Origin of the sequence: Geobacter metallireducens GS-15 (assembly GCF_000012925.1) — a bacterium.
Taxonomy (GTDB): domain Bacteria; phylum Desulfobacterota; class Desulfuromonadia; order Geobacterales; family Geobacteraceae; genus Geobacter; species Geobacter metallireducens.
The window spans coordinates 3,221,589-3,242,500 of the sequence record NC_007517.1; the positions used below are offsets into that span (position 1 = coordinate 3,221,589).

A 20,912-nucleotide genomic window follows, 5' to 3' on the forward strand; every position below is an offset into this window, starting at 1 on the left:
CAGCCTGAATGTTACAGGTTTTCATGAATTCGCGGCCTGCGGAAGTTCGCCCAGAGGTCAAAAAGGCCAAGAAGCGCTACCGCCAGAACCAGATACGCCTGCAGCAGGAGCAGGACATAGAAAAAAATCTTGAAGAACGCCGGCACTCTGTAGCTCGCAAAAAAATGGGCAACCACGGCGAGCCCCTGCAAAAAATAAAGAAAACCGGCAACGACCACTACATTGAAAGCTACCGTCTGAACGACGCCATTGTCGATCAGGAGGGCAAAACCGGCGGCAATCAATCCCCACACCAGATGCTCGGGATTTTTGAAGCTGCTGAACGGGGTGACTGGAAGTTTGACCGTCAGCCCTTCCCGGAACCGGCGAAGTATGAGTAGATTGATCCCGGCCACTGCTGCGAGACTAACCAGGAGCATTGCCGGATATATCTGCCCAAAGATGTCGCCAACCTGTCGTAGGCCTTCTTTAAGGAACTGGAGATCTTCACCCGACGCGCCCTTTGCCTTGTAAAGAGCAAGGGTCTGTTCCAGATTTGTCTTGATCGCTATAGTCACCTGATGGTGAAGATCTATTCCGGCCGCAATTCCATAGCCGGCAACAGAAATAGTGGCGACCAGTGCCACCGTCAGTACCGCTGAGGCAAGTGCGCGACTGACACTGTGCCCCCGCGCCAGAAAGTGGGGCAAAGCAACCGAAAAGAGCCCTGCCTGAAGCAGATACAGGACAGCTACCGGCATGCCGCCAACCAGAATGAGAATCAGAGCTATTGCGGAAATTGCAATAGCTCCGACCATCCAGCGCCCCGACTTCAGTTGATAATAGAGAACGGGAAGGGGAGCCACAACTCCCGCTATCATTCCCAGCAGAGGGACCTGCAGGTAGGCGATGAAAATAACTACCGACAGGCACACACCCTTGACGATATCGAGGATGATACCCCGGTCGCCAGTTACCATTGAGCGTTCCGCCGCTTACGCGACAACGTGCGTGGAGGCAATCGGAATCAGGGCAATGTTGCGCGCCCGCTTGATCGCTTCGGTAATCTCACGCTGGTGCTTGGAGCAGTTACCGGAAATCCGGCGAGGGACGATCTTGCCCCGCTCGGTAATGAAGGAGCGGAGGACGCGAGGGTCTTTGTAGTCAATGACGAGATCCTTGTCCGCGCAGAAGCGGCAAACTTTCCGGCGCTGGAAGGGTCTTCTCTTGCGCGGGCCGTTGCCGCGGTACTGGGGCCGTTCGGGCCGCTCGGATCTTTCAGTTCTTTCGGGTCTTACAGTAGTTTCTTCGCTCATCTATCCTGAACCTCCGATCTCTTATTCAGCGGCTTCGGCGGCCGGCGCCGTTTCAACAGGAGCAACCTTCGCTGCGGGTGCTGCGGTTTCCTTCTCGATCTTCACGCTCTGGTAGCGCAGGACCTTGTCATCAAGGCGCAGACGCCGCTCCAGTTCTGCGATCAGAGCAGCGTCACCGTCGAAGCGGACGTAGTAGTACCGGCCCCGCGCACTCTTGTTGATCGGGTATGCGAGTTTCCTCACCCCCCAGTCCTCCAGCCGATGGAGATCGCCCTTCATCGTGGCAATGATGTCCGTCACCTTGGCATTGAGCCCCTTGAGCTCATCGTCGCCAAGGTCCGGCTGGACGATCACTACCGTCTCATACTTCCGTACCATGTGTATTTCCTCCTCGCGGATTATTAGCCCCGGTCCGACCCGGAGCAAGGAGCGTGCGGCCTAAGGCCGCTGCAAAAAAAGAAATTTACTACAGCTTACCCGGCTATTCAAGAATTTTATCGTGATATGCGCCCAAGCGGCCAATCGACTTACTATCTACACGTTGAACCGGAAGTGCATGACGTCGCCATCCTGAACAACGTACTCTTTCCCTTCGAGGCGCATGAGCCCTTTTTCCTTGGCTCCCGTCTCGCCGCCTGCAGCCACAAAGTCACGGTAGGCGATTACTTCGGCGCGAATAAACCCCTTCTCGAAATCCGAGTGGATGACTCCAGCTGCCTGGGGCGCCTTGGTGCCGGCCGGGATGGTCCAGGCACGGACCTCTTTCTTGCCAGCAGTGAAATAGGTAATGAGCCCGAGGAGATCGTATCCCATCCGGATCAGGCGGTCGAGCCCCGACTCGGCGAGCCCCATTTCGGCAAGAAACACCTTCTTTTCGTCTCCGTCGAGTTCGGCTATCTCGGACTCGATCCGACCACAGATAACAACGACCCGGGCACCTTCACTCTCGGCCAGGTCCCGCACTTTGGCGACAAAGGGGTGCGCCCCCTCCAGGTCGTCCTCGGCGACGTTGGCGACGTAGAGGACCGGCTTATCGGTCAGCAGATGCAGATCGCGCATCCAGAGGCGCTCATCGTCACCCACCTCAACGTGCCGCCCGGGAGTGCCTTTCTCCAGCGCCCCCTTGACGCGGGCGTAAAACTCGCTTTCATCCTTGAGCTTCCGGTCACCGCCCTTGGCCTGCTTCTCGACGCGCTGGAATTTTTTCTCCACGCTGTCCAGATCAGCCAGAGCCAGTTCGGTCTGAATCACCTCGATATCACGGATCGGATCAACACTCCCGCTCACATGCACCACATTCTCGTCATCAAAACAGCGGACCACATGGACAATGGCATCCACCGAACGGATGTGCCCGAGGAACTGGTTGCCGAGCCCCTCCCCTTGGCTTGCTCCCTTGACCAGTCCCGCAATATCGACGAACTCGATGGTGGTGGGGAGTATCCGCTCTGGATTGACGATTTCAGCCAATCGCTCCAGCCGCTCGTCGGGAACCTGAACGATGCCGACGTTGGGGTCGATGGTGCAGAAGGGATAATTTGCCGACTCGGCCCCAGCAGAGGTCAGTGCATTAAAGATGGTAGACTTTCCCACGTTGGGAAGTCCGACGATACCGCAGTTAAAACCCATGGTGCATTCTTCTTTCGCGTTGGAATGACAGCAGGAGGGAGATCAGGCTGCCGGTAGAAAATCCTTGTTGTTATAAAGGCTCATGGTCCGCGGGAGTCCGTTCCTTACGAGTTCCCCGAGAAGATCAACCACACCGTCCAGGAGCGCAGGAAGACCGGCCATTTCTGCAGAAGAAAAATTGGCGAGGACATAATCGGCGGCATCGCCGCGCAAGGGCCTCCCCACACCGATTCTGATCCGCACGAAACCGCCGCCACCCAACTCCTGCATAAGGGAACGGAGACCGTTATGCCCACCATGCCCTCCCCCCTCCTTGAGCTTTACTCGGCCAAAGGGGATGTCGAGGTCGTCATGGATCACGATCAGGTCGGAAAGGGTCAGCTTGTGGAAGCGGAGTGCCTCGGCCGCGGATCTCCCGGAGAGATTCATGAAGGTCTGTGGCTTGAGCAGCAGCAGGCGATCACCATGCCAGCTTCCCTCACCATACAGCCCGGAGAAGCTCTTCTTGGCGACCGAAGTCCCCATAACGCGGGAAAGGTGGTCTAAAACCATGAAACCCGCGTTATGGCGGGTCCATTGGTACTTCGGGCCGGGATTTCCCAGCCCGATTATAAGTCTTGTAGCCATTAGTGCACTATGCGGCGAGGAGGTTACCCCTCCTCGACAGTTACCTCTTCCTTGGTCTTGCCATGGACGCTAACGATGGTAGCCTTCGGATCGTCGAGGGCTTTGACGCCGGCAGCAAGAACCAGTTCGCCCACGTGGATGGCATGGCCGATGGCCAGATTGGTCACGTCCACCTCAACGTGCTCGGGGATCTGTGAGGGGAGGCACTCCAGGTCCAGCGAATGCATGACCAGCTCGAGCATGCCCCCCTCCTTGGCACCCAGAGCAGTACCGATGAGCGCTACCGGAACGTGAACCCGAACCTTCTCATCCATGTTGATCTTGTGGAAGTCCACCGAAATAAAGGTTCCCTTGAGGGGAGCCTTCTGAAGATCGGCAACGATAACCGTGTTCCCATTGAGGCTTCCTCCCCCCTGGAGAGAGATCAGGTTGTTGCGGCCCCCCTCACCAACGATGGCGGCGGCCAGTTCCTTGGCATCCACGGACACGGCAACCGGCTCGATACCCTTGCCATACACAACACCGGGAACGCGCCCGACAGCCCGAAGTTTCCGGGAAACGCCTTTACCGGCCTTTTCCCTCTGCTCTATGCTTATGGTTTTCTGTTGCATGATTTCCTCCGCTACCAGCGATTCAGATTCTATTCCACTGCGGACAGAGCCGCACGAAATCAAACGAAGAGTGAACTTACCGACTCGTCAGAATGGATACGACGAATGGCCTCGGCAAGGAGGTCCGCAACGGTCAGCACTTTAATCTTATTGGTTCTCTCGGCCTTGTCCCCAAGAGGCACGGTATCGGTAATAACGACCGCCTCGATGTCGGAACCATTGATCCGATCAATGGCAGGCCCCGAGAGAACCCCATGGGTGGCACAGGCATAGATAGCTTTCGCCCCATGTTCTTTCAGCGCCTTGGCAGCCTGGGTAAGGGTGCCGGCTGTGTCAATCATGTCGTCAAGTATAATGGCAGTCTTGTCCTTCACATCGCCAATCAGGTGCATGACTTCGGCCACGTTGGGGCCGGTACGGCGCTTGTCGATAACCGCCAGGGTACAACCCAAGCGCTTGGCAAAGGCCCTGGCCCGCTCGGTGCCGCCGGCATCGGGAGAAACCATGACAATGCCATTCTCGGGAAAACGCTGCTTGAGATTCTCCAGGATTACCGGCGCGGCATAGAGGTTGTCGACCGGGATATTAAAGAATCCTTGAATTTGACCGGCATGAAGGTCGACCGTCACCACCCGATCAGCGCCGGAGGTCGTAACAAGGTCGGCTACGAGCTTCGAGGTGATGGGGGTCCGGGGGGCAGCCTTGCGATCCTGACGTGCATAGCCGTAGTAGGGGATAACCGCAGTGATGGTGGCCGCCGACGCTCGCTTCAGGGCGTCATTCATAATGAGCAGCTCCATCAAATTATTGTTGGTTGGCGCACAGGTGGACTGAACCACGTAGATATCACGTCCGCGCACGTTTTCGGCAATCTCAACCATGATCTCGCCATCGGAGAAATTCTTGACATTGGCCTTCCCGAGGGGGAGACCAAGATTTTCGCAGATCTTCTCCGCAAGCTGCCGATTGGAATTGCCGCTGAACACCTTGATCTTGTCGTTCATACGCTGCCTTGCCCGCAAATTTATTTTCCTGCGGCGACCCGCAGATGATACTGGAATAAGTGGCTGGGGTGCAAGGATTCGAACCTTGGAATGCCGGAATCAAAATCCGGTGCCTTACCGCTTGGCTACACCCCAGTGTGGTATTGTACTGCCTGGCAACGGCCAATCACACCAAAGCCCTGACTGCCACTACGAACCAGTCGGATGAATTGGTAATGGACTGGGCCGCGCCACGTGCCTCCTCCTCGGAAGCGAAAAGTCCGAAAACCGTGGGACCACTGCCGGACATAAGTGCCCCAGCAGCCCCTGCGGCGACCAGTCGCTCCTTGATTTCACCGATTACCGGATACCGCTCGATGGTCACCAATTCGAGATCATTGGCGAGGACGGCACAGACATCCGCTACATCCTTAAAGAAGCGAGGAATAGTATCGCCATTCCACTCACCTGTCAACCGTAAACTTTGGTACACCCAGGCAGTCGACACCGGAATATTGGGGTTAACGATCACAAGCCAGAGGGGTGGGACGGCGTCTATTGCCGTGAGTACTTCCCCAATCCCCTCGGCCAAGGCCGTCTTGCCGAAGACGAAGAACGGCACGTCGGCACCCAGCGTCACGCCGACCTCCATGAGCCGCTCGATGGAGAGGCCGAGTCCCAGAAGTTCGTTCACCCCCAGAAGAACCGTGGCCGCGTCGCTGCTCCCGCCGCCAAGCCCGGCAGCAACGGGGATGTTCTTGGTAATGGCGATATCGATCCCCGTTTCCAGCCCGGAGAGAGCCAGAAGCGCGTTGGCGGCCCGCCAAGCGATGTTTTCCGGACCGTCGGGTACCCCTTCGCGGCCACAGGTGACCCGGACACCGGAAGTGTCGGACAAAGTAATCGTAATCTCGTCGCAGAGATCGATCCGCTGCATGATCATCCGGAGGTCGTGGTAGCCGTCAGGCCGACGGCGGAGCACGTCGAGCCGGTAGTTGACCTTGGCGGGGGCCTTGAGCGTCAGGGATTTCATGGGGGCATCACTTTCTGTGAAAGGGTGGAAAGGTATCTTTCTAAACCAAAACTGCGCGACAAATCAAGGCATATCTCTTCACTTCACTGGCACGTCGGAGAGCTTCACAAACCGGAATCCCCTTTTTCGGAGCTCGGGTATGGCTGCCATGACCCCGGCGGCGGTGCCCGACTCGGGATGATTCATATGGAGGAGGGCGATATCGCCCGGTCGGGCCTTCAGGAGGGCAGCGCGCACCTGCTGGGAAGAAAAGGTCGCCCCCGCGTCGCCGAGAAGGGAATAGCCGGCCACCCGCTCTCCCAGGGCCGCGGCAATCTCTACCGCCACCTCGTCGTAGTAGGCGGTGCCCGAGCGGTAGAAGGCGGGGCGCTTGCCCGTGGTCTCCTCGATCCGCCGGGCGTTCAGTTCGATCTCGTCCACCACGTCGCCCACGGTGCGGGTTCCCGCAATGCCGTATGCCTTTTGCCCCGCAACCGACGCGGGACGGTGCCGATAACCGTGGTTGGCGATCTCGAACAGGGGATTTGCCACCAGGCGCCGGAACAGCACCGGATTCGCGTCGATCCAGAGGCCACTCACAAAGAGGGTGGCAGGAATTCTCTCCCGCTCCAGAAAATCGATGAGGGGTGCGTCGAACCCCTTGCCCCGTGGACTGCCGCAGGCGTCGAAGGTCAAGGCAATGCTCTTGTCGCCCCCCGCCAGGCGAGTTTTGACCCCCGTTACCGTTTCGCCCCACTCCTTCGGTGTCCGGCCGTCGAAGCGGGTGACAAGGCCTTCACGCAGGGATGCGTACCCGTTGCCGGCAGATTCGTGGAGCGGGGCAGACACCTCTGCTGAACCGGCACCAGCACCGAGCATTAGAGCGGCTGCCACCCAAAAAAACAGAAGCTTCATAGCATCTCCCGTATGCGATTTTTCGGCAATCCTAGCCCCAACCGCAGCAACTGTGAAGAAAAAAGCGGGCCGCTCCCGAAAAGGACGACCCGCTACAGTAACCCGTCTGCAGGAGATTATTATTTTTTCGTAATGACGAGCCCTTCTCCGCCATGGGAGAGGTCGGCCCGGATGGTGTCCCCCTCCCGGAACTTCCCTTCGAGGAGCATGAGGGCCAGGGGGTCCTGAACCTTGCGCTGGATCGCCCGCTTGAGGGGCCGTGCTCCGTAGGCTGGATCGTACCCCTCCTGGGCCAGGTATTCCCGTGCCTTGTCGGTGATCTCCAGGGTGATGTGCCGCTCGGCGAGGCGCTTCTTCAGCCCTTGGATCTGGATGTCGATGATCTGCTTGATCCGCTCGAGCGGCAGCGCGTGGTAGATGACCACCTCGTCGATCCGGTTCAGGAACTCGGGTTTGAAGCTCTCCCGCAGGGTCTCGGTCACCATCTGCTTCATGCGGGTGTAGTCGCTGGCGCCATACTGCTGGATCCACTGGGAGCCCAGGTTGCTCGTCATGATGATGACCGTATTGCGGAAATCCACTGTCCGCCCCTGGCCGTCGGTGAGCCGGCCGTCATCGAGCACCTGGAGGAGGACGTTGAACACCTCGGCATGGGCCTTCTCGATTTCGTCGAAAAGGACGATGGAGTAGGGGCGGCGCTTGACCGCTTCCGTGAGCTGCCCCCCCTCCTCGTAGCCGACGTAGCCGGGGGGCGCACCGATGAGCCGGGCCACGGTGTGTTTTTCCTGGTACTCGCTCATGTCGATCCGGACAATGGCCTGGTCGTCGTTGAAGAGGAACTCGGCCAGGGCCTTGGCGGTTTCGGTCTTCCCGACCCCGGTGGGGCCCAGGAAGAGGAAGGAGCCGATGGGGCGGTTGGGGTCCGAGAGCCCCGACCGGGCGCGGCGGATGGCGTTGGCCACCAGCAGCAGGGCGTCGTTCTGGCCCACCACGCGGGTCTTGAGCCGCTCCTCCATGTGCACGAGCTTGTCCGCCTCCCCCTCCATCATGCGTGAGACCGGAACACCAGTCCAGCGGGAGACGATTTCAGCCACCAGTTCGCCATCAACCTCTTCGGGGAGCATCTTCCCTTCCTTCTGGAGCGCCTCCAGTTGCTGCTTCTTCTCCTCCATTTCCTTCTCGATGGCAGGAATCTCTCCATAGCGGATCTCCGCGGTACGGGCCAGGTTCCCCTCCCGCTCGGCCTTCTTCGCCTGCTCTTTCCTCTCCTCAAGCTGCTGCTTCAGTTCGCTGAGTCCCTTGATAATTTCCTTCTCCTGCCGCCAGTGGGCCTTCAGCTCCGCCGCTTGGGCCTGGAGCCCGTTCAGCTCGTCAGTCAGCTTCTGGAGACGCTCCAGGGCGTGGGGGTCCTGCTCCCGCAAAAGCGCCTGCTTCTCGATCTCCAGTTGGATGATCTTCCGCTCCACCTCGTCGATCTCGGTTGGCATGGAGTCAATCTCGATCCTCAGGCGCGAGGCGGCCTCGTCGATGAGGTCGATGGCCTTGTCGGGGAGGAAGCGGTCGGTGATGTAGCGGTCCGAAAGCGTGGCGGCGGCGATGATGGCGCTGTCCTTGATCCGGATGCCGTGGTAGGTCTCGTACTTCTCCTTGAGCCCCCGGAGGATGGCAATGGTGTCCTCCACGCTCGGCTCGCCGGTGTAGACCTGCTGGAAGCGCCGCTCCAGGGCCGCGTCCTTCTCGATGTACTTGCGGTACTCGTTGAGGGTGGTGGCGCCGATGCAGTGGAGCTCCCCCCGGGCCAAGGCCGGCTTGAGCATGTTGGAGGCGTCCATGGCCCCCTCGGCGGCTCCGGCCCCCACCAGGGTGTGGAGCTCGTCAATGAAGAGGATCACCTTTCCCTCGGACTTGGCCACCTCCTTGATAACCGCCTTGAGCCGCTCCTCGAACTCCCCCCGATACTTGGCGCCGGCGATGAGGGCCCCCATGTCGAGGGCCACGAGGCGCTTATCCTTCAGGGATTCCGGCACGTCCCCCGAGACAATCCGCTGGGCGAGCCCCTCCACGATGGCGGTCTTCCCCACCCCCGGCTCACCGATGAGGACCGGGTTGTTCTTGGTGCGCCGGGACAGGACCTGCAGCACCCGCCGGATTTCATCATCCCGGCCGATAACCGGGTCAAGCTTCCCCTGGCGGGCCAGGTCGGTCAGGTCCCGGGCGTACTTGGTCAGAGCCTGGTACTTGTCCTCGGGGCTCTGATCGGTGACCCGCTCGCCGCCGCGGATCTCCACGAGCGCCGCCAGCACGTTCTCGCGGGTGGCGCCGCCATCGAGAAGCGCCCGAGTTGCCGCGCACTGTTTGTCGGCGAAGAAGCCGAGGAGAAGGTGCTCGGTGGAGACGAACTCGTCCTTCATGGCATCGGCTTCCCGCTGGGCCCCGTCGAGAATCCGGTTCAGAGAGGGCGAGAGGTAGGCCTGGGCCGTGGCGCCGCTCACCTGGGGGAGCTTTTTAAGGAGCGCGTCAACGGAGCTCCGCAGGGAGGCAGGCGCGGCTCCCACCTTCTGGAGGATCGGGGCCACAAGCCCCCCTTCCTGCTCGAGGAGCGCTGCGAGGAGATGTTCCGGTTCGATGGTGCCGTTTCCCTGCCGCGCGGCGAGCTGCTGGGCGCCGGCCAGGGCCTCCTGGGTCTTTATGGTCATTTTTTCGGGTCGAATCATGGGGCGCTCTCCTTTCCTAGTACAGGAAAAACATAGGCACGCCCCGGGGGGAAGTCAAGGAAGGGGAAACATGAATTGTGGGGGGATCAGGGGGAGGAAAGGAGATCCAGCTCCATCTGCTTCCAGTTCTCCCGCTTGATCTTCGGGCCGGGATAGTAGCGGGGGCAGGAGGAGATGACGACCGTGGCCGCCTGCTTGCACTGGCGACGGCAGGAGAGGCAGAGCTTGTTGACGTCGGGATTCCGCTTCATGGGCACCTTCATAGAGATGTGCGAATGATATCTCCGCTGCCTCAATAGTAGCAGAAAGTGGGGACAAAAGAAAAGGCGGCGTTTCCGCCGCCCATTCCCTCTGAATCATGCGATCTTGCGGGTCCAGCCGAAGGTGTCGGGAACCTTGCCGGTCTGAATGCCGGTCAGAGTATCGTAGAGCTGCTGGGTAATCGGCCCCACGCCGCCATTGCCGACCGTACAGACTTCGTCCTTGTACGCAAGAACGCCGACCGGGCTGATGACTGCAGCAGTGCCGCTGCCGAAAGCCTCGGTCACCTTGCCGGCACGAATGTCCGCCATGAGCTCATTCACGTCGATGAGGCGCTCCTCGATGGTGTAGCCGAGGCTCGCAGCCAGCTTCAGGGTGGAGTCGCGGGTGACGCCGTTCAGGATCGTGCCGGTGAGAGAAGCGGTGACAATGGTCTTCCCATAGGCGAAGAGCATATTCATGGCCCCCACTTCCTCAATATAGCGACGGTGGACCCCGTCGAGCCAGAGGACCTGGTCATACCCCTTTTTCTTCGCCTCAAGGCCGGCCTTGAGGGAGCAGGCGTAATTGCCGCCGGTCTTGGCCTCCCCGGTGCCGCCGGGGACGGAGCGGACGTACTGGTCCTCCACCATGATCTTGATGGGGTTGAACCCCGCGGAGTAATACGCACCAACAGGAGAGAGGATCACGTAGAAGTAGTAGTGATCAGCGGGCTTCACCCCCAGGACCGGGTCCACGCCGATCATGGTGGGACGGATGTAGAGGGAGGTCCCTTCCGACGAGGGAATCCAGTCGCGCTCCAACGCCACGAGCTTCTCGATGCCGTCAAGGAAAAGCTCCTCCGGCACCTCTGGCATGCAGAGGCGATCGGCTGAGTGGTTGAAACGTCGAGCGTTCATCTCGGGGCGGAAGAGGGTGATGGTGCCGTCGGCCCACTTGTAGGCCTTGAGCCCCTCGAAGATCTCCTGGGCATAGTGAAGAACAGAGCAGGCCGGATCGAGGACGAAGGGGGCATAGGGCTCAATCCGGGCATCGACCCACCCCTGGCCGATTTTCCACTCGACCATAAACATCCGGTCGGTAAAGAGCTTGCCGAAACCGAGCTGGGATTCGTCGGTGTACTTGGGCTTTTTCCGGCCCTCCGGGAGCGGCGCGATTCTGATCTCCATCTGCTGAAACCTCCATTGATTCGGCGCGGAGCGTCGTAATATGAAACTCTTTACGGTTTATCACATGAATACCACAGGGGGCAAGGGGTTTCCCCCGGCAATCCGGACGCTCCCCCGTCCCCGACATCCCTCCCCCTGGCCCGGCAGGCGCTGCTCTGCACAAAAGAAACTAATTACGACAACCCCTTGATTTTTCTTTTTTCCCTTGTTAAGTTATTAGCACTCAGACAAACCGAGTGCTAACCCAGTAACAAACCTTTGCGACAGGAGGACCCGATTCATGACCATGAATCTCCCCGTTGTTGCCGACAGCTTCACCCTCTACCTGGCGGAAATCAGGAAGTTCCCCGTCCTCACCCCCGAGGAGGAACACCTGTACGCCGTAAAGTTCTATGAAGAGAAGGACCTGGAGGCGGCCCACCGCCTCATCACCGCCAACCTCCGATTTGTGGTGAAGGTCGCTGCCGAGTACAAATCCTACGGCATGAAGATGCTCGACCTGATCCAGGAGGGGAACATCGGCCTCATGATGGCGGTCCGCAAATTCGACCCCCACAAGGGGATCCGTCTCATCTCCTACGCGGTCTGGTGGATCAGGGCCTACATCCAGAATTACATCATCTCTGCCTGGAGCCTTCTCAAGATCGGCACCACCCAGGCCCAGAAGAAACTCTTCTTCAAGCTGAACCAGGCCAAGAATGCCATCCGGCGGCTGACCGGGGGTGACGACACGGAAGCCACCGCCCTCTCCCTCCACGTGAAAGAGTCGGAAGTGATCGAAATGGACCAGCGGATGCGGGGCGACTACTCTCTGGACGCTGAACTGGTGGACGGGGAAGGGCTCACCATGCTGGATACCCTTGTGGACGAGCGCCAGAACCAGGAGGAAGCCTTGGCAGAGCAGCAGGAGGCGTCACGCCTCCACGGCCAGGTGACCCAGGCACTGGAACGGCTCAACGAAAAGGAGCGCTACGTAGTCGAGAATCGGGTAACGGCAGACGAACCACTTACCCTCCAGGAGATCGCCGACCATTTCGCAATCTCCCGCGAGCGGGTCCGTCAGATTGAGGAAGGGGCACTGAAAAAGATAAAGGCCTATCTGACGCCAATAACTGTCTAGCCCCCCAAACCATTTTCTCATTGATACATCCAGACCCCGCCTTGACGAGACGGGGTTTTTTTATTATTACTGTCAAGAAATACTCATCACCAACGGGGAGAATACCCACATGTTAACCGCTGAACAATCTGAGCGATACGCCCGGCACCTCATTCTGGAAAACGTTGGCGAGGTGGGGCAGGAACGGCTCCTGGCAGGACGGGTCATGGTGATCGGTGCCGGTGGCCTCGGCTCCCCCGTTGCCCTCTACCTGGCGGCCGCGGGTGTCGGCACCATCGGCATTGCCGATTCAGACAGGGTGGAGCTCTCGAACCTCCAGCGACAGATAGCCCATCACACCGCCGACCTGGGGCGTCCCAAGGTCGTTTCGGCAAGGGAAAAAATGGCCGCCATGAACCCCGACGTAACCGTCATCCCCTTCGAAACGAGGGTCGAGGCATCGAACATCGCAGAAATCATCGCCGACTTCGATTTCGTCATCGACGCCACCGACAATTTCGCCGCAAAGTTCCTCATCAACGACGCCTGCGTCGCCGCCGGCAAGCCTTTCTCCCACGGCGGCATTCTCCGCTTCAACGGGCAGACCATGACCGTCCTGCCGGGGGAATCCCCCTGCTACCGCTGCATCTTTCCCGAACCTCCGGAAAGCGACGAGGTGGCCACCGCCTGTTCACGGGCCGGCGTCATCGGGGTCCTTCCCGGCGTCATCGGCACCATCCAGGCCACCGAAGCGATCAAGTATCTCATGGGCATCGGCGAACTCCTTACGGGGCGCCTTCTCACCTACAGCGCCCTGGCGCTGAAATTCCGCGAAGTTCCCATCAAGAAGAAACTAACGTGCCCCGCCTGCGGTTAGGCCGCAGGCGAAAATACCCCACCGCCCCTCAAAACCTCCGAGCCTGTGGCAAACTGGTACCTACACGGCTTGCTCACCCATCTCGCGGGCATATTTCTAGCGAATTCGGCTAGTTGCCCACGCAAGAAAAACAACACCAAACAAGACATAAATACCGCGATTTTATTTCTTGACAATAACGATAAAATACTCAAAAATCAGATCACACAATTTAACACCAGGAAACTAAAGAGCCCCACGACGGTCCTGGAGCACGGCAATGGTGGTAGACAATACAAAACTCCAGAAACTCCTGACAGACCCTCCCATGCCTGTCACTTCACGGGATCTGCGCCGGGACGGAAACGTATTCCACGTGGGAGGCGAGCTCCCCCCCCGGGAAACCCTGGAAACCCTCTTCGACAGCTACTGCCTTGCCCCCGCCGAACTGTTTCACCTCAGCTTCGGCGCGCCGGACACCTTCTCGAACGGGGAGACCCTGGCGCGCCTCATCAAGAAAAATTTCAACACCCACATCCTGGGAACGATGGATTTCCCGGTGTCACCGGCTCTTCTGGAGCGGGCGTACGCCGCCGGCGTCGACATCATTCATATCCCCTTCACCGCTTTCGAGCGCTCCGACCAAGAGAGCCGTCTTGCCTCGCTCCAGTGCGCCCAGACGGTCTTCCCCCGCTGGGCGGTGGCATCGTCCCTCGTCCTGGGGGAAGCCCCTCTCGAAACTCTCCTTGCGGGAATCGATAATCTCCTCTCCCACGGCATCGTTCCGCTGCTGCAATTCCCCGCACCGGCAAGCCGCTGCGGGATTGAAGAGGCGGCAGCAGCATACGCTCACCTGGCAACGGCGTGGCGGACATCCAAAGCAACCATGGCCCCGCTCCTGCCGCTGATCGCCCTCGCCACCCCCCTCGTTCCGCAGACACAGGGGGGAACCCTGCGGGGCTTCATGAACCGGCTCCGGGACCGGCGGCTCTTGGCTGTCTCTGACCTGCGCCGGGCTCTGCGGGTGCGGCAGGTGGAAGAGTCATTCGAATCGGCGGGGCTCTGATTATGGAACGGGAACTCTTCGACAAACCGCTGAAGATCGACACCAGACCTCTCTGGCTGATCCTCATCGACCGCTCAGCACGCTACCAGGTCTTCGCCGGGCTGATCATCGCCTGCGCTATTCTTTTCAGGCTCACACCTCCGGAGGGGCTTTCAGCGGCAGGGTACCATGCCCTCATCGTCTTCGGAGCAACCATCTTCCTCTGGATATCGGGACTGCTCCCCATCGCCGTGACGGCGCTCTTTTCCATGGCCTTGCTGCCGCTCCTCGGCATCATGGAAGCGAAGAAGACCTATGCCCTCTTTGGCAACGAGGCTGTCTTCTTCATCATCGGCGCCTTTATCCTGGCGGCGGCCATGACCGGCACGGGGCTATCGGCCCGACTCGCCCGCGCCATGCTGGCCCGGTTCGGCAAGACGCCTCGCAGCCTCGCCCTGACGGTATTCCTCCTTTCGGCGATTCTCTCGTTTTGCATGAGCGAGCACGCCGTGGCGGCCATGATGTTCCCTGTGGTAGAGGAGATCGGTACGAGCCTCGGCCTTGAGCGCGGCAGAAGCCGCTACGCCAAGCTCCTTTTCATGTCCATGGCGTGGGGATGCATCATCGGAGGGATCGCCACCTTCCTCGGCGGGGCGCGTGCGCCGCTGGCAGTGGGGATGCTCCGGGAGACGAGCGGCCTCGACTACACTTTCTTCGAGTGGACCGTTGCCGCCATCATGATCGTCGCACCGCTGCTTGTCATCGGCTTTCTCCTGCTCCTCCTCTTCTTTCCCCCCGACATTGCGGGAGTCGACGAGGGGCTTCGCTTCCTGAACCGCAAACGACTCGAAACGGGAAAGATGGGATACGGCGAGATGACCGTTGCCGCAGTGATGGTCGTAACCATCGCCTGCTGGATGGCCTTGGGCAAAGAGCTGGGCCTGGCAAACATCGCAATCCTGGCCATGGTCGCCCTCTTTGTCTTCCGGGTGGTCTCCTGGCAGACAATCGAAGAGTACGTCAACTGGGGAATCATCCTCATGTACGGCGGTTCCATCGCACTGGCCACCGCCCTTGAAAAGACCGGCGCCGCCCTCTGGATTGTCGAGCGGGGGCTCGGGGCCTTCTCACCGTCGCCGCTCATGGTGATTGCCGTCATCTCGCTGGTGTCGATCCTGCTGACCGAGTGCATCAGCCACGCTGCCGTGGTCGCCATCCTCATGCCGATCGGCATGTCCCTGGCAAAAAGCCTCGGCATGGATCTCAAGGTGATGACGCTCGCCATTGCGCTTCCTGCAGGTCTCGCCTACTGCCTCCCCATGGGGACGCCGGCCACGGCCATCGCCTACGCCTCGGGATACCTGCGAAGCAAGGACATCATCATCCCGGGTGCCTTGGTGATGGCCATTTCCTGGCTCCTCTTCATGGCTGCGGCAATCTTCATCTGGCCCCTGATTGGCCTGAACATCTGAACACCCTTTGCCCGGAGCGCTCACGCACTACGGACACGACCCAAAGGATCCAACATGACTGCAACCATTCAGAAAACAATCCCCCAACTTCCCCAGGACGCCACTCCACAGGACATCCTCAGGGCCGGAGTGTCGGCGACCGAGGGTTCTGTCAAGCTCGCCTGCTCCTTCTCTGTGGAGGACGTCATCATCATCGACATGGCAAAGGAACTGGGGTGCCCGATTGGGATATTCGCCCTCGACACGGGGCGCCTCCACGAGGAGACCTACGAGGTGGCAGACGCCATCACGGAGCGCTACCGGATCCCGATAGACTGGTATTTCCCGCGGCACGAGACGGTGGAAAAGCTCGAACGCGACAAGGGGCTTTTCTCTTTCCGTGAATCCCTGGATAACCGCCATGAGTGCTGCCACATCCGCAAGGTGGAGCCACTTGGCCGGGCGCTCAAGGGGCTTGCCGGCTGGATCACCGGGCTCCGCCGCGAACAGAGCGTCACGCGGACCGGCCTCGCTCCCATCGAGAGCGACGAAGCAAACGGCGGCATCCTGAAAATCAACCCGCTCCTGGAGTGGAGTGAGGAACAGGTCTGGGAGTACGCCGAAAAGCGCCGGGTACCGGTGAACCGTCTCCATAAACAGGGATACCCTTCGATCGGCTGCGCTCCCTGCACCCGCCCCGTGGCCCCGGGCGAGCATCCCCGAGCCGGACGATGGTGGTGGGAGAATCCGGAGCATAAAGAGTGCGGGTTGCACCGGCACTGATGGAAGGCACAATCGTCTACGAGGATAACGACATGAGAACCACGCTGACCCACCTGCAGCAGCTCGAAGCAGAAAGCATCCACATCATCCGAGAGGTGGTGGCCGAATTTGCCAACCCGGTGATGCTCTACTCCATCGGCAAGGATTCGGCGGTCATGCTGCACCTGGCACGCAAGGCCTTTTACCCGGCGCCGCCGCCGTTTCCCCTGCTGCACGTGGATACCACCTGGAAGTTCCGCGACATGATCCAATTCCGCGACCGGATGGCGGCCGAATGCGGCTTCGACCTGATCGTCCATGTGAACAAAGAGGGGGTGGAACAGGGGATTTCCCCATTCACCCACGGTTCAGCCCTCTACACCGATATCATGAAGACCGAGGGGTTGAAGCAGGCACTGGACAAGTACCGGTTCGACGCCGCCTTCGGTGGTGCCCGCCGTGACGAAGAAAAATCGCGGGCCAAGGAGAGGATCTTCTCCTTCCGCAGCGCCAACCACCGCTGGGATCCCAAAAACCAGCGCCCGGAACTCTGGAACCTTTACAACACCCGTATCAAGCAGGGGGAAAGCATCCGGGTCTTCCCGCTCTCCAACTGGACCGAGTTGGATGTCTGGCAGTACATCCACCTGGAGAATATCCCGATCGTCCCCCTCTACTATGCTGCGGTGCGGCCGGTGGTGGAGCGCGACGGCATGCTGATCATGGTGGACGACGAACGCCTGGAACTCAAGCCGGGCGAGACCGTGCAGCACAAGTCGGTACGCTTCCGCACCCTCGGCTGCTACCCCCTCACCGGCGCAGTGGAGTCAACGGCTGACACCCTCCCCAAGATCATCCAGGAGATGCTCCTGACCCGCACCTCCGAGCGCCAGGGGCGACTCATCGACCACGACCAAGCGGGCTCAATGGAGAAGAAGAAGCAGGAGGGGTATTTCTAATGGCACATCAATCGGAACTGATCGAAAAGGATATCCTCGCCTATCTCAAAAGCCAGGAGGAGAAATCGCTGCTCCGCTTCATCACCTGCGGCAGCGTTGATGACGGCAAGAGCACCCTCATCGGACGGCTTCTCTGGGACTCCAAGATGATTTTCGAGGACCAGTTGGCTGCTTTGGAAGCCGACAGCAAAAAGGTCGGAACTCAAGGGGGCGCTATCGACTATGCTCTGCTGCTGGACGGACTGCAGGCGGAGCGGGAGCAGGGGATCACCATCGACGTGGCCTACCGCTTCTTCTCCACCGACCGGCGCAAGTTTATCGTCGCCGACACCCCCGGCCATGAGCAGTACACCCGCAATATGGTGACCGGCGCCTCCACCGCCCAAGTGGCAGTAATCCTTGTGGACGCCCGCAAGGGGCTCCTGACCCAGACGCGGCGCCACAGCTACCTGGTCTCCCTCGTGGGAATCCGCCACATTGTCCTCGCCGTGAACAAGATGGACCTCATCGACTTCGACGAACAACGGTTCGCCACGGTCGTGGGCGACTACCAGGAGTTCGCTGCCCCCCTCGGGTTCGCCTCCATCACCGCGATCCCCATTTCGGCACTGAACGGCGACAACGTCATCGAGCCGAGCAACAGCACCCCTTGGTACCAGGGTCCTACCCTCATGAGCTACCTGGAAACCGTGCAGGTCGCCGAAGAGCGCGCGACGGAACCGTTCCGGTTTCCGGTACAGTGGGTGAACCGTCCACACCTCGATTTTCGCGGTTTTTGCGGCACCATTGCCGCAGGCACCGTCCGTCCGGGTGATGAAGTGCGAGTCGCCGCCTCTGGCCTCACCAGCCGTGTGGCGCGGATCGTCACTATGGGCGGCGACCTGCCGGAGGCGGTGGCCGGTCAGGCAGTGACTCTCACCCTCTCTGACGAAATAGATATCAGCCGAGGCGACATGCTGACAGCAACCGATATGCCGCCGCGTCTCTCTCGACACCCAGAGGCCCACATGGTCTGGCTCCATGACACTCCACTAGTGCCGGGGCAGATCTACCTCGTCAAGACTGCCAGCGCCGTGACCCCCGGCCGCGTCACCCGCGTCCAGTATGCGGTTGACGTTAACACTCTTGAACAGAGACAGGTGCCGACGCTGGCACTCAACGGCATCGGCGTGGTTCGGCTGGAACTGGACCGCGCTGTGGCCTTCGACCCCTACCGCCAGAATCGTGAAACAGGTAGTTTTATCCTTATTGACCGGTTCAGCAATGCCACCGTGGCAGCAGGCATGGTAATCGCTGCTGCCCCGCTGGAGTCACCAGATACTCAACCGGCGGAAACCAGTACCAACGAAGGTTCATGCCTCTCCAAGCGATTTATCCTGCAAGACAGTACCGTCATTGGCGCGGATATGGGGGTTGCTGACTTAACACGGGAATGGGGGCCGATTGAGCTCGAGGTCTCCGCGAGTTTCATCGATCATCTCGCCAAAGGGAACCGCGTCCTCTTCCGGCTTCGGGACGTGGGGCAACTGGAACCAGTTGCCCGGATGGCCTACGATCACAACCTTGTCTTTGAGTTCGGCCGGGACCAGGATCGAGTCAACGTGATTCTTTTCAAAAGTTGGCCTGAACCGTGCCCCAAAGATTTCGACGAGCGTGGTGGTCTTTAGATCTACAAAGGTGGTCCTATTTGTGGGACCACCTTTTATCTTCGGGATTCTTGTGCTGCCGAAATAATCCCTCCGTCACCAAGCGCAATAAAAATGGCCAGTGGTTACCGGAATCCATCGCACTAGATTGAGGGTACGGAAAGGATTGAGGGAAACGAGGCGATTGGAGGGTGGGGTAAAAGCACTAGGAACAGCAAAAGCCCCGCCCTCAGAGAAGAGAGCGGGGCTTTTGGATAAAACTCCCGGCGGCGACCTACTTTCCCACACAGCTACCCGTGCAGTATCATCGGCCCAGAGGGGCTTAACTTCCGTGTTCGGGATGGGAACGGGTGTGACCCCCTCGGCATAGCCACCGAGAAACCTTGTAAATGTATCTTTCCAATCACATGAGCGAGATGTTTAACGGGGTAAATATGGGGGGTGGGGTTACCACCCCCGTCAAATAGTTCGGGAAATAATTATGATCAAGCCTCACGGCCGATTAGTACCGGTCAGCTGAGCGCATTGCTGCGCTTACACACCCGGCCTATCAACGTTGTGGTCTACAACGGGCCTTCAGGGGATTGCTCCCAGGGATACCTAATCTTGAAGGAGGCTTCCCGCTTAGATGCTTTCAGCGGTTATCCTTTCCGTACATAGCTACCCAGCGACTGCTCCTGGCGGAACAACTGGAACACTAGAGGTACGTCCATCCCGGTCCTCTCGTACTAAGGACAGCTCTTCTCAAGTATCCTGCGCCCACGGCAGATAGGGACCAAACTGTCTCACGACGTTTTAAACCCAGCTCGCGTACCGCTTTAATTGGCGAACAGCCAAACCCTTGGGACCTACTTCAGCCCCAGGATGCGATGAGCCGACATCGAGGTGCCAAACCTCCCCGTCGATGTGAACTCTTGGGGGAGATCAGCCTGTTATCCCCGGAGTACCTTTTATCCGTTGAGCGACGGCCCTTCCATACAGAACCGCCGGATCACTATGACCTACTTTCGTACCTGCTCGACTTGTCTGTCTCGCAGTCAAGCTCCCTTATGCCTTTGCACTCTACGGCTGGTTTCCAATCAGCCTGAGGGAACCTTCGTGCGCCTCCGTTACACTTTGGGAGGCGACCGCCCCAGTCAAACTACCCACCAGACAGTGTCCCCGACCCGGATGACGGACCTAGGTTAGACACCCAAAACAACCAGGGTGGTATTTCAAGGTTGACTCCACCGAGACTGGCGTCCCAGCTTCATAGTCTCCCACCTATCCTACACAAGCTATTCCGAATGTCACTGTCAAGCTGTAGTAAAGGTTCACGGGGTCTTTCCGTCTTGCCGCGGGTACTCGGCATCTTCACCGAGAATTCAATTTCGCTGGGCCACTGGTTGAGACAGCGCGGAAATCGTTACGCCATTCGTGCAGGTCGGAACTTACCCGACAAGGAATTTCGCTACCTTAGGACCGTTATAGTTACGGCCGCCGTTTACCGGGGCTTCGGTTCAAAGCTTCGCTTGCGCTAACAAATCCCCTTAACCTTCCGGCACCGGGCAGGCGTCAGACCCTATACATCGTCTTGCGACTTAGCAGAGTCCTGTGTTTTTAGTAAACAGTCGCTACCGCCATTTCTCTGCGACCCTCTTCGGCTTCACGTGCGAATCGCTACACCTAGTGAGGGCACACCTTCTCCCGAAGTTACGGTGTCAATTTGCCGAGTTCCTTAACCAGTGTTCTCTCAAGCACCTTAGGACATTTATCCTCACCCACCTGAGTCGGTTTACGGTACGGTCACCTGCCGTCTGAAGCTTAGAGGCTTTTCTTGGAAGCATGGGATCAACGACTTTGCGGGGATACCCCCTCGTCATAACGCCTCAGCGTTGA

At 59.3% G+C, this 20,912-nt stretch carries 19 protein-coding genes, 1 tRNA gene and 2 rRNA genes (1 of these 22 only partly in view); 7 read left to right on the forward strand and 15 right to left on the reverse strand.

The features are described 5' to 3' along the window. Window positions 1–11 precede the first annotated feature (11 nt). The 13 genes from GMET_RS14240 to GMET_RS14295 form a co-directional block, all read right to left on the reverse strand. A complete protein-coding gene (locus GMET_RS14240; protein ID WP_004514574.1) occupies window positions 12–959 on the reverse strand; it encodes a YybS family protein in 948 nt (315 codons plus the stop codon). Between the two features lie 15 nt (window positions 960–974). Beyond that, a complete protein-coding gene (gene rpsR, locus GMET_RS14245; protein WP_004514573.1) occupies window positions 975–1,295 on the reverse strand; it encodes a 30S ribosomal protein S18 in 321 nt (106 codons plus the stop codon). Window positions 1,296–1,316: 21 nt separating this feature from the next. Beyond that, window positions 1,317–1,673, reverse strand: a complete 357-nt coding sequence (gene rpsF, locus GMET_RS14250) for a 30S ribosomal protein S6 (RefSeq protein WP_004514572.1) — start codon at window positions 1,671–1,673, stop codon at window positions 1,317–1,319. Window positions 1,674–1,829: 156 nt separating this feature from the next. Then, window positions 1,830–2,924 (reverse strand): redox-regulated ATPase YchF, encoded by a 1,095-nt coding sequence (gene ychF / locus GMET_RS14255; protein WP_004514571.1) that lies wholly within the window; start codon window positions 2,922–2,924, stop codon window positions 1,830–1,832. Between the two features lie 42 nt (window positions 2,925–2,966). Continuing rightward, window positions 2,967–3,551, reverse strand: coding sequence for an aminoacyl-tRNA hydrolase (pth, locus tag GMET_RS14260; protein ID WP_004514570.1), 585 nt, complete (start codon window positions 3,549–3,551; stop codon window positions 2,967–2,969). Between the two features lie 23 nt (window positions 3,552–3,574). After that, complete coding sequence (locus tag GMET_RS14265) at window positions 3,575–4,162, reverse strand: 50S ribosomal protein L25 (RefSeq protein ID WP_004514569.1); 588 nt, start codon at window positions 4,160–4,162, stop codon at window positions 3,575–3,577. A 59-nt stretch (window positions 4,163–4,221) separates the two neighbouring features. Beyond that, window positions 4,222–5,166 (reverse strand): ribose-phosphate pyrophosphokinase, encoded by a 945-nt coding sequence (locus tag GMET_RS14270; RefSeq protein ID WP_004514568.1) that lies wholly within the window; start codon window positions 5,164–5,166, stop codon window positions 4,222–4,224. A 60-nt stretch (window positions 5,167–5,226) separates the two neighbouring features. Then, window positions 5,227–5,301: transfer RNA gene (locus tag GMET_RS14275), tRNA-Gln, on the reverse strand. 31 nt (window positions 5,302–5,332) lie between these two features. Next, window positions 5,333–6,178 carry a 4-(cytidine 5'-diphospho)-2-C-methyl-D-erythritol kinase gene (ispE, locus tag GMET_RS14280; protein ID WP_004514567.1) on the reverse strand — a complete coding sequence of 282 codons (846 nt, stop codon included), beginning with the start codon at window positions 6,176–6,178 and terminating at the stop codon, window positions 5,333–5,335. Window positions 6,179–6,256: 78 nt separating this feature from the next. Further along, entirely contained in the window at window positions 6,257–7,072 is an 816-nt protein-coding gene (locus tag GMET_RS14285; protein WP_004514566.1) for a polysaccharide deacetylase family protein, read from the reverse strand. A 119-nt stretch (window positions 7,073–7,191) separates the two neighbouring features. After that, window positions 7,192–9,786, reverse strand: a complete 2,595-nt coding sequence (gene clpB, locus GMET_RS14290) for an ATP-dependent chaperone ClpB (protein WP_004514565.1) — start codon at window positions 9,784–9,786, stop codon at window positions 7,192–7,194. A gap of 86 nt (window positions 9,787–9,872) precedes the next feature. Then, window positions 9,873–10,037 (reverse strand): hypothetical protein, encoded by a 165-nt coding sequence (locus tag GMET_RS18640; protein ID WP_004514564.1) that lies wholly within the window; start codon window positions 10,035–10,037, stop codon window positions 9,873–9,875. A 105-nt stretch (window positions 10,038–10,142) separates the two neighbouring features. Then, on the reverse strand, window positions 10,143–11,216 hold the full coding sequence (locus GMET_RS14295) for a branched-chain amino acid aminotransferase (protein ID WP_004514563.1): 1,074 nt from the start codon (window positions 11,214–11,216) through the stop codon (window positions 10,143–10,145). Between the two features lie 280 nt (window positions 11,217–11,496). Between GMET_RS14295 and rpoH the strand changes: the two genes are divergently transcribed. The 7 genes from rpoH (at window position 11,497) to cysN (ending at window position 19,055) form a co-directional block, all read left to right on the forward strand. Further along, window positions 11,497–12,336, forward strand: coding sequence for an RNA polymerase sigma factor RpoH (gene rpoH, locus GMET_RS14300; protein WP_004514562.1), 840 nt, complete (start codon window positions 11,497–11,499; stop codon window positions 12,334–12,336). Between the two features lie 109 nt (window positions 12,337–12,445). Continuing rightward, complete coding sequence (locus GMET_RS14305; RefSeq protein ID WP_004514561.1) at window positions 12,446–13,192, forward strand: HesA/MoeB/ThiF family protein; 747 nt, start codon at window positions 12,446–12,448, stop codon at window positions 13,190–13,192. A gap of 259 nt (window positions 13,193–13,451) precedes the next feature. Further along, complete coding sequence (locus GMET_RS14310; RefSeq protein WP_004514560.1) at window positions 13,452–14,237, forward strand: hypothetical protein; 786 nt, start codon at window positions 13,452–13,454, stop codon at window positions 14,235–14,237. 2 nt (window positions 14,238–14,239) lie between these two features. Further along, on the forward strand, window positions 14,240–15,688 hold the full coding sequence (locus tag GMET_RS14315; protein WP_004514559.1) for a DASS family sodium-coupled anion symporter: 1,449 nt from the start codon (window positions 14,240–14,242) through the stop codon (window positions 15,686–15,688). A gap of 54 nt (window positions 15,689–15,742) precedes the next feature. Next, window positions 15,743–16,450 (forward strand): phosphoadenylyl-sulfate reductase, encoded by a 708-nt coding sequence (locus GMET_RS14320; protein ID WP_004514558.1) that lies wholly within the window; start codon window positions 15,743–15,745, stop codon window positions 16,448–16,450. 32 nt (window positions 16,451–16,482) lie between these two features. After that, the gene (gene cysD / locus GMET_RS14325; protein WP_011366112.1) at window positions 16,483–17,388 is read left to right on the forward strand and encodes a sulfate adenylyltransferase subunit CysD; all 906 of its coding nucleotides are present in this window, start codon (window positions 16,483–16,485) and stop codon (window positions 17,386–17,388) included. Next, window positions 17,388–19,055 carry a sulfate adenylyltransferase subunit CysN gene (cysN, locus tag GMET_RS14330; RefSeq protein ID WP_004514556.1) on the forward strand — a complete coding sequence of 556 codons (1,668 nt, stop codon included), beginning with the start codon at window positions 17,388–17,390 and terminating at the stop codon, window positions 19,053–19,055. Before cysD ends, cysN begins: the two co-directional genes overlap by 1 nt. Window positions 19,056–19,295: 240 nt before the next feature. On the opposite strand, the gene rrf is transcribed toward cysN, so the two are convergent. Together rrf and GMET_RS14340 are read right to left on the reverse strand one after the other, a co-directional pair. Beyond that, a 5S ribosomal RNA gene (gene rrf, locus GMET_RS14335) occupies window positions 19,296–19,412 on the reverse strand. A 103-nt stretch (window positions 19,413–19,515) separates the two neighbouring features. Beyond that, window positions 19,516–20,912 (reverse strand): 23S ribosomal RNA (locus tag GMET_RS14340); it runs 1,559 nt beyond the window's last position.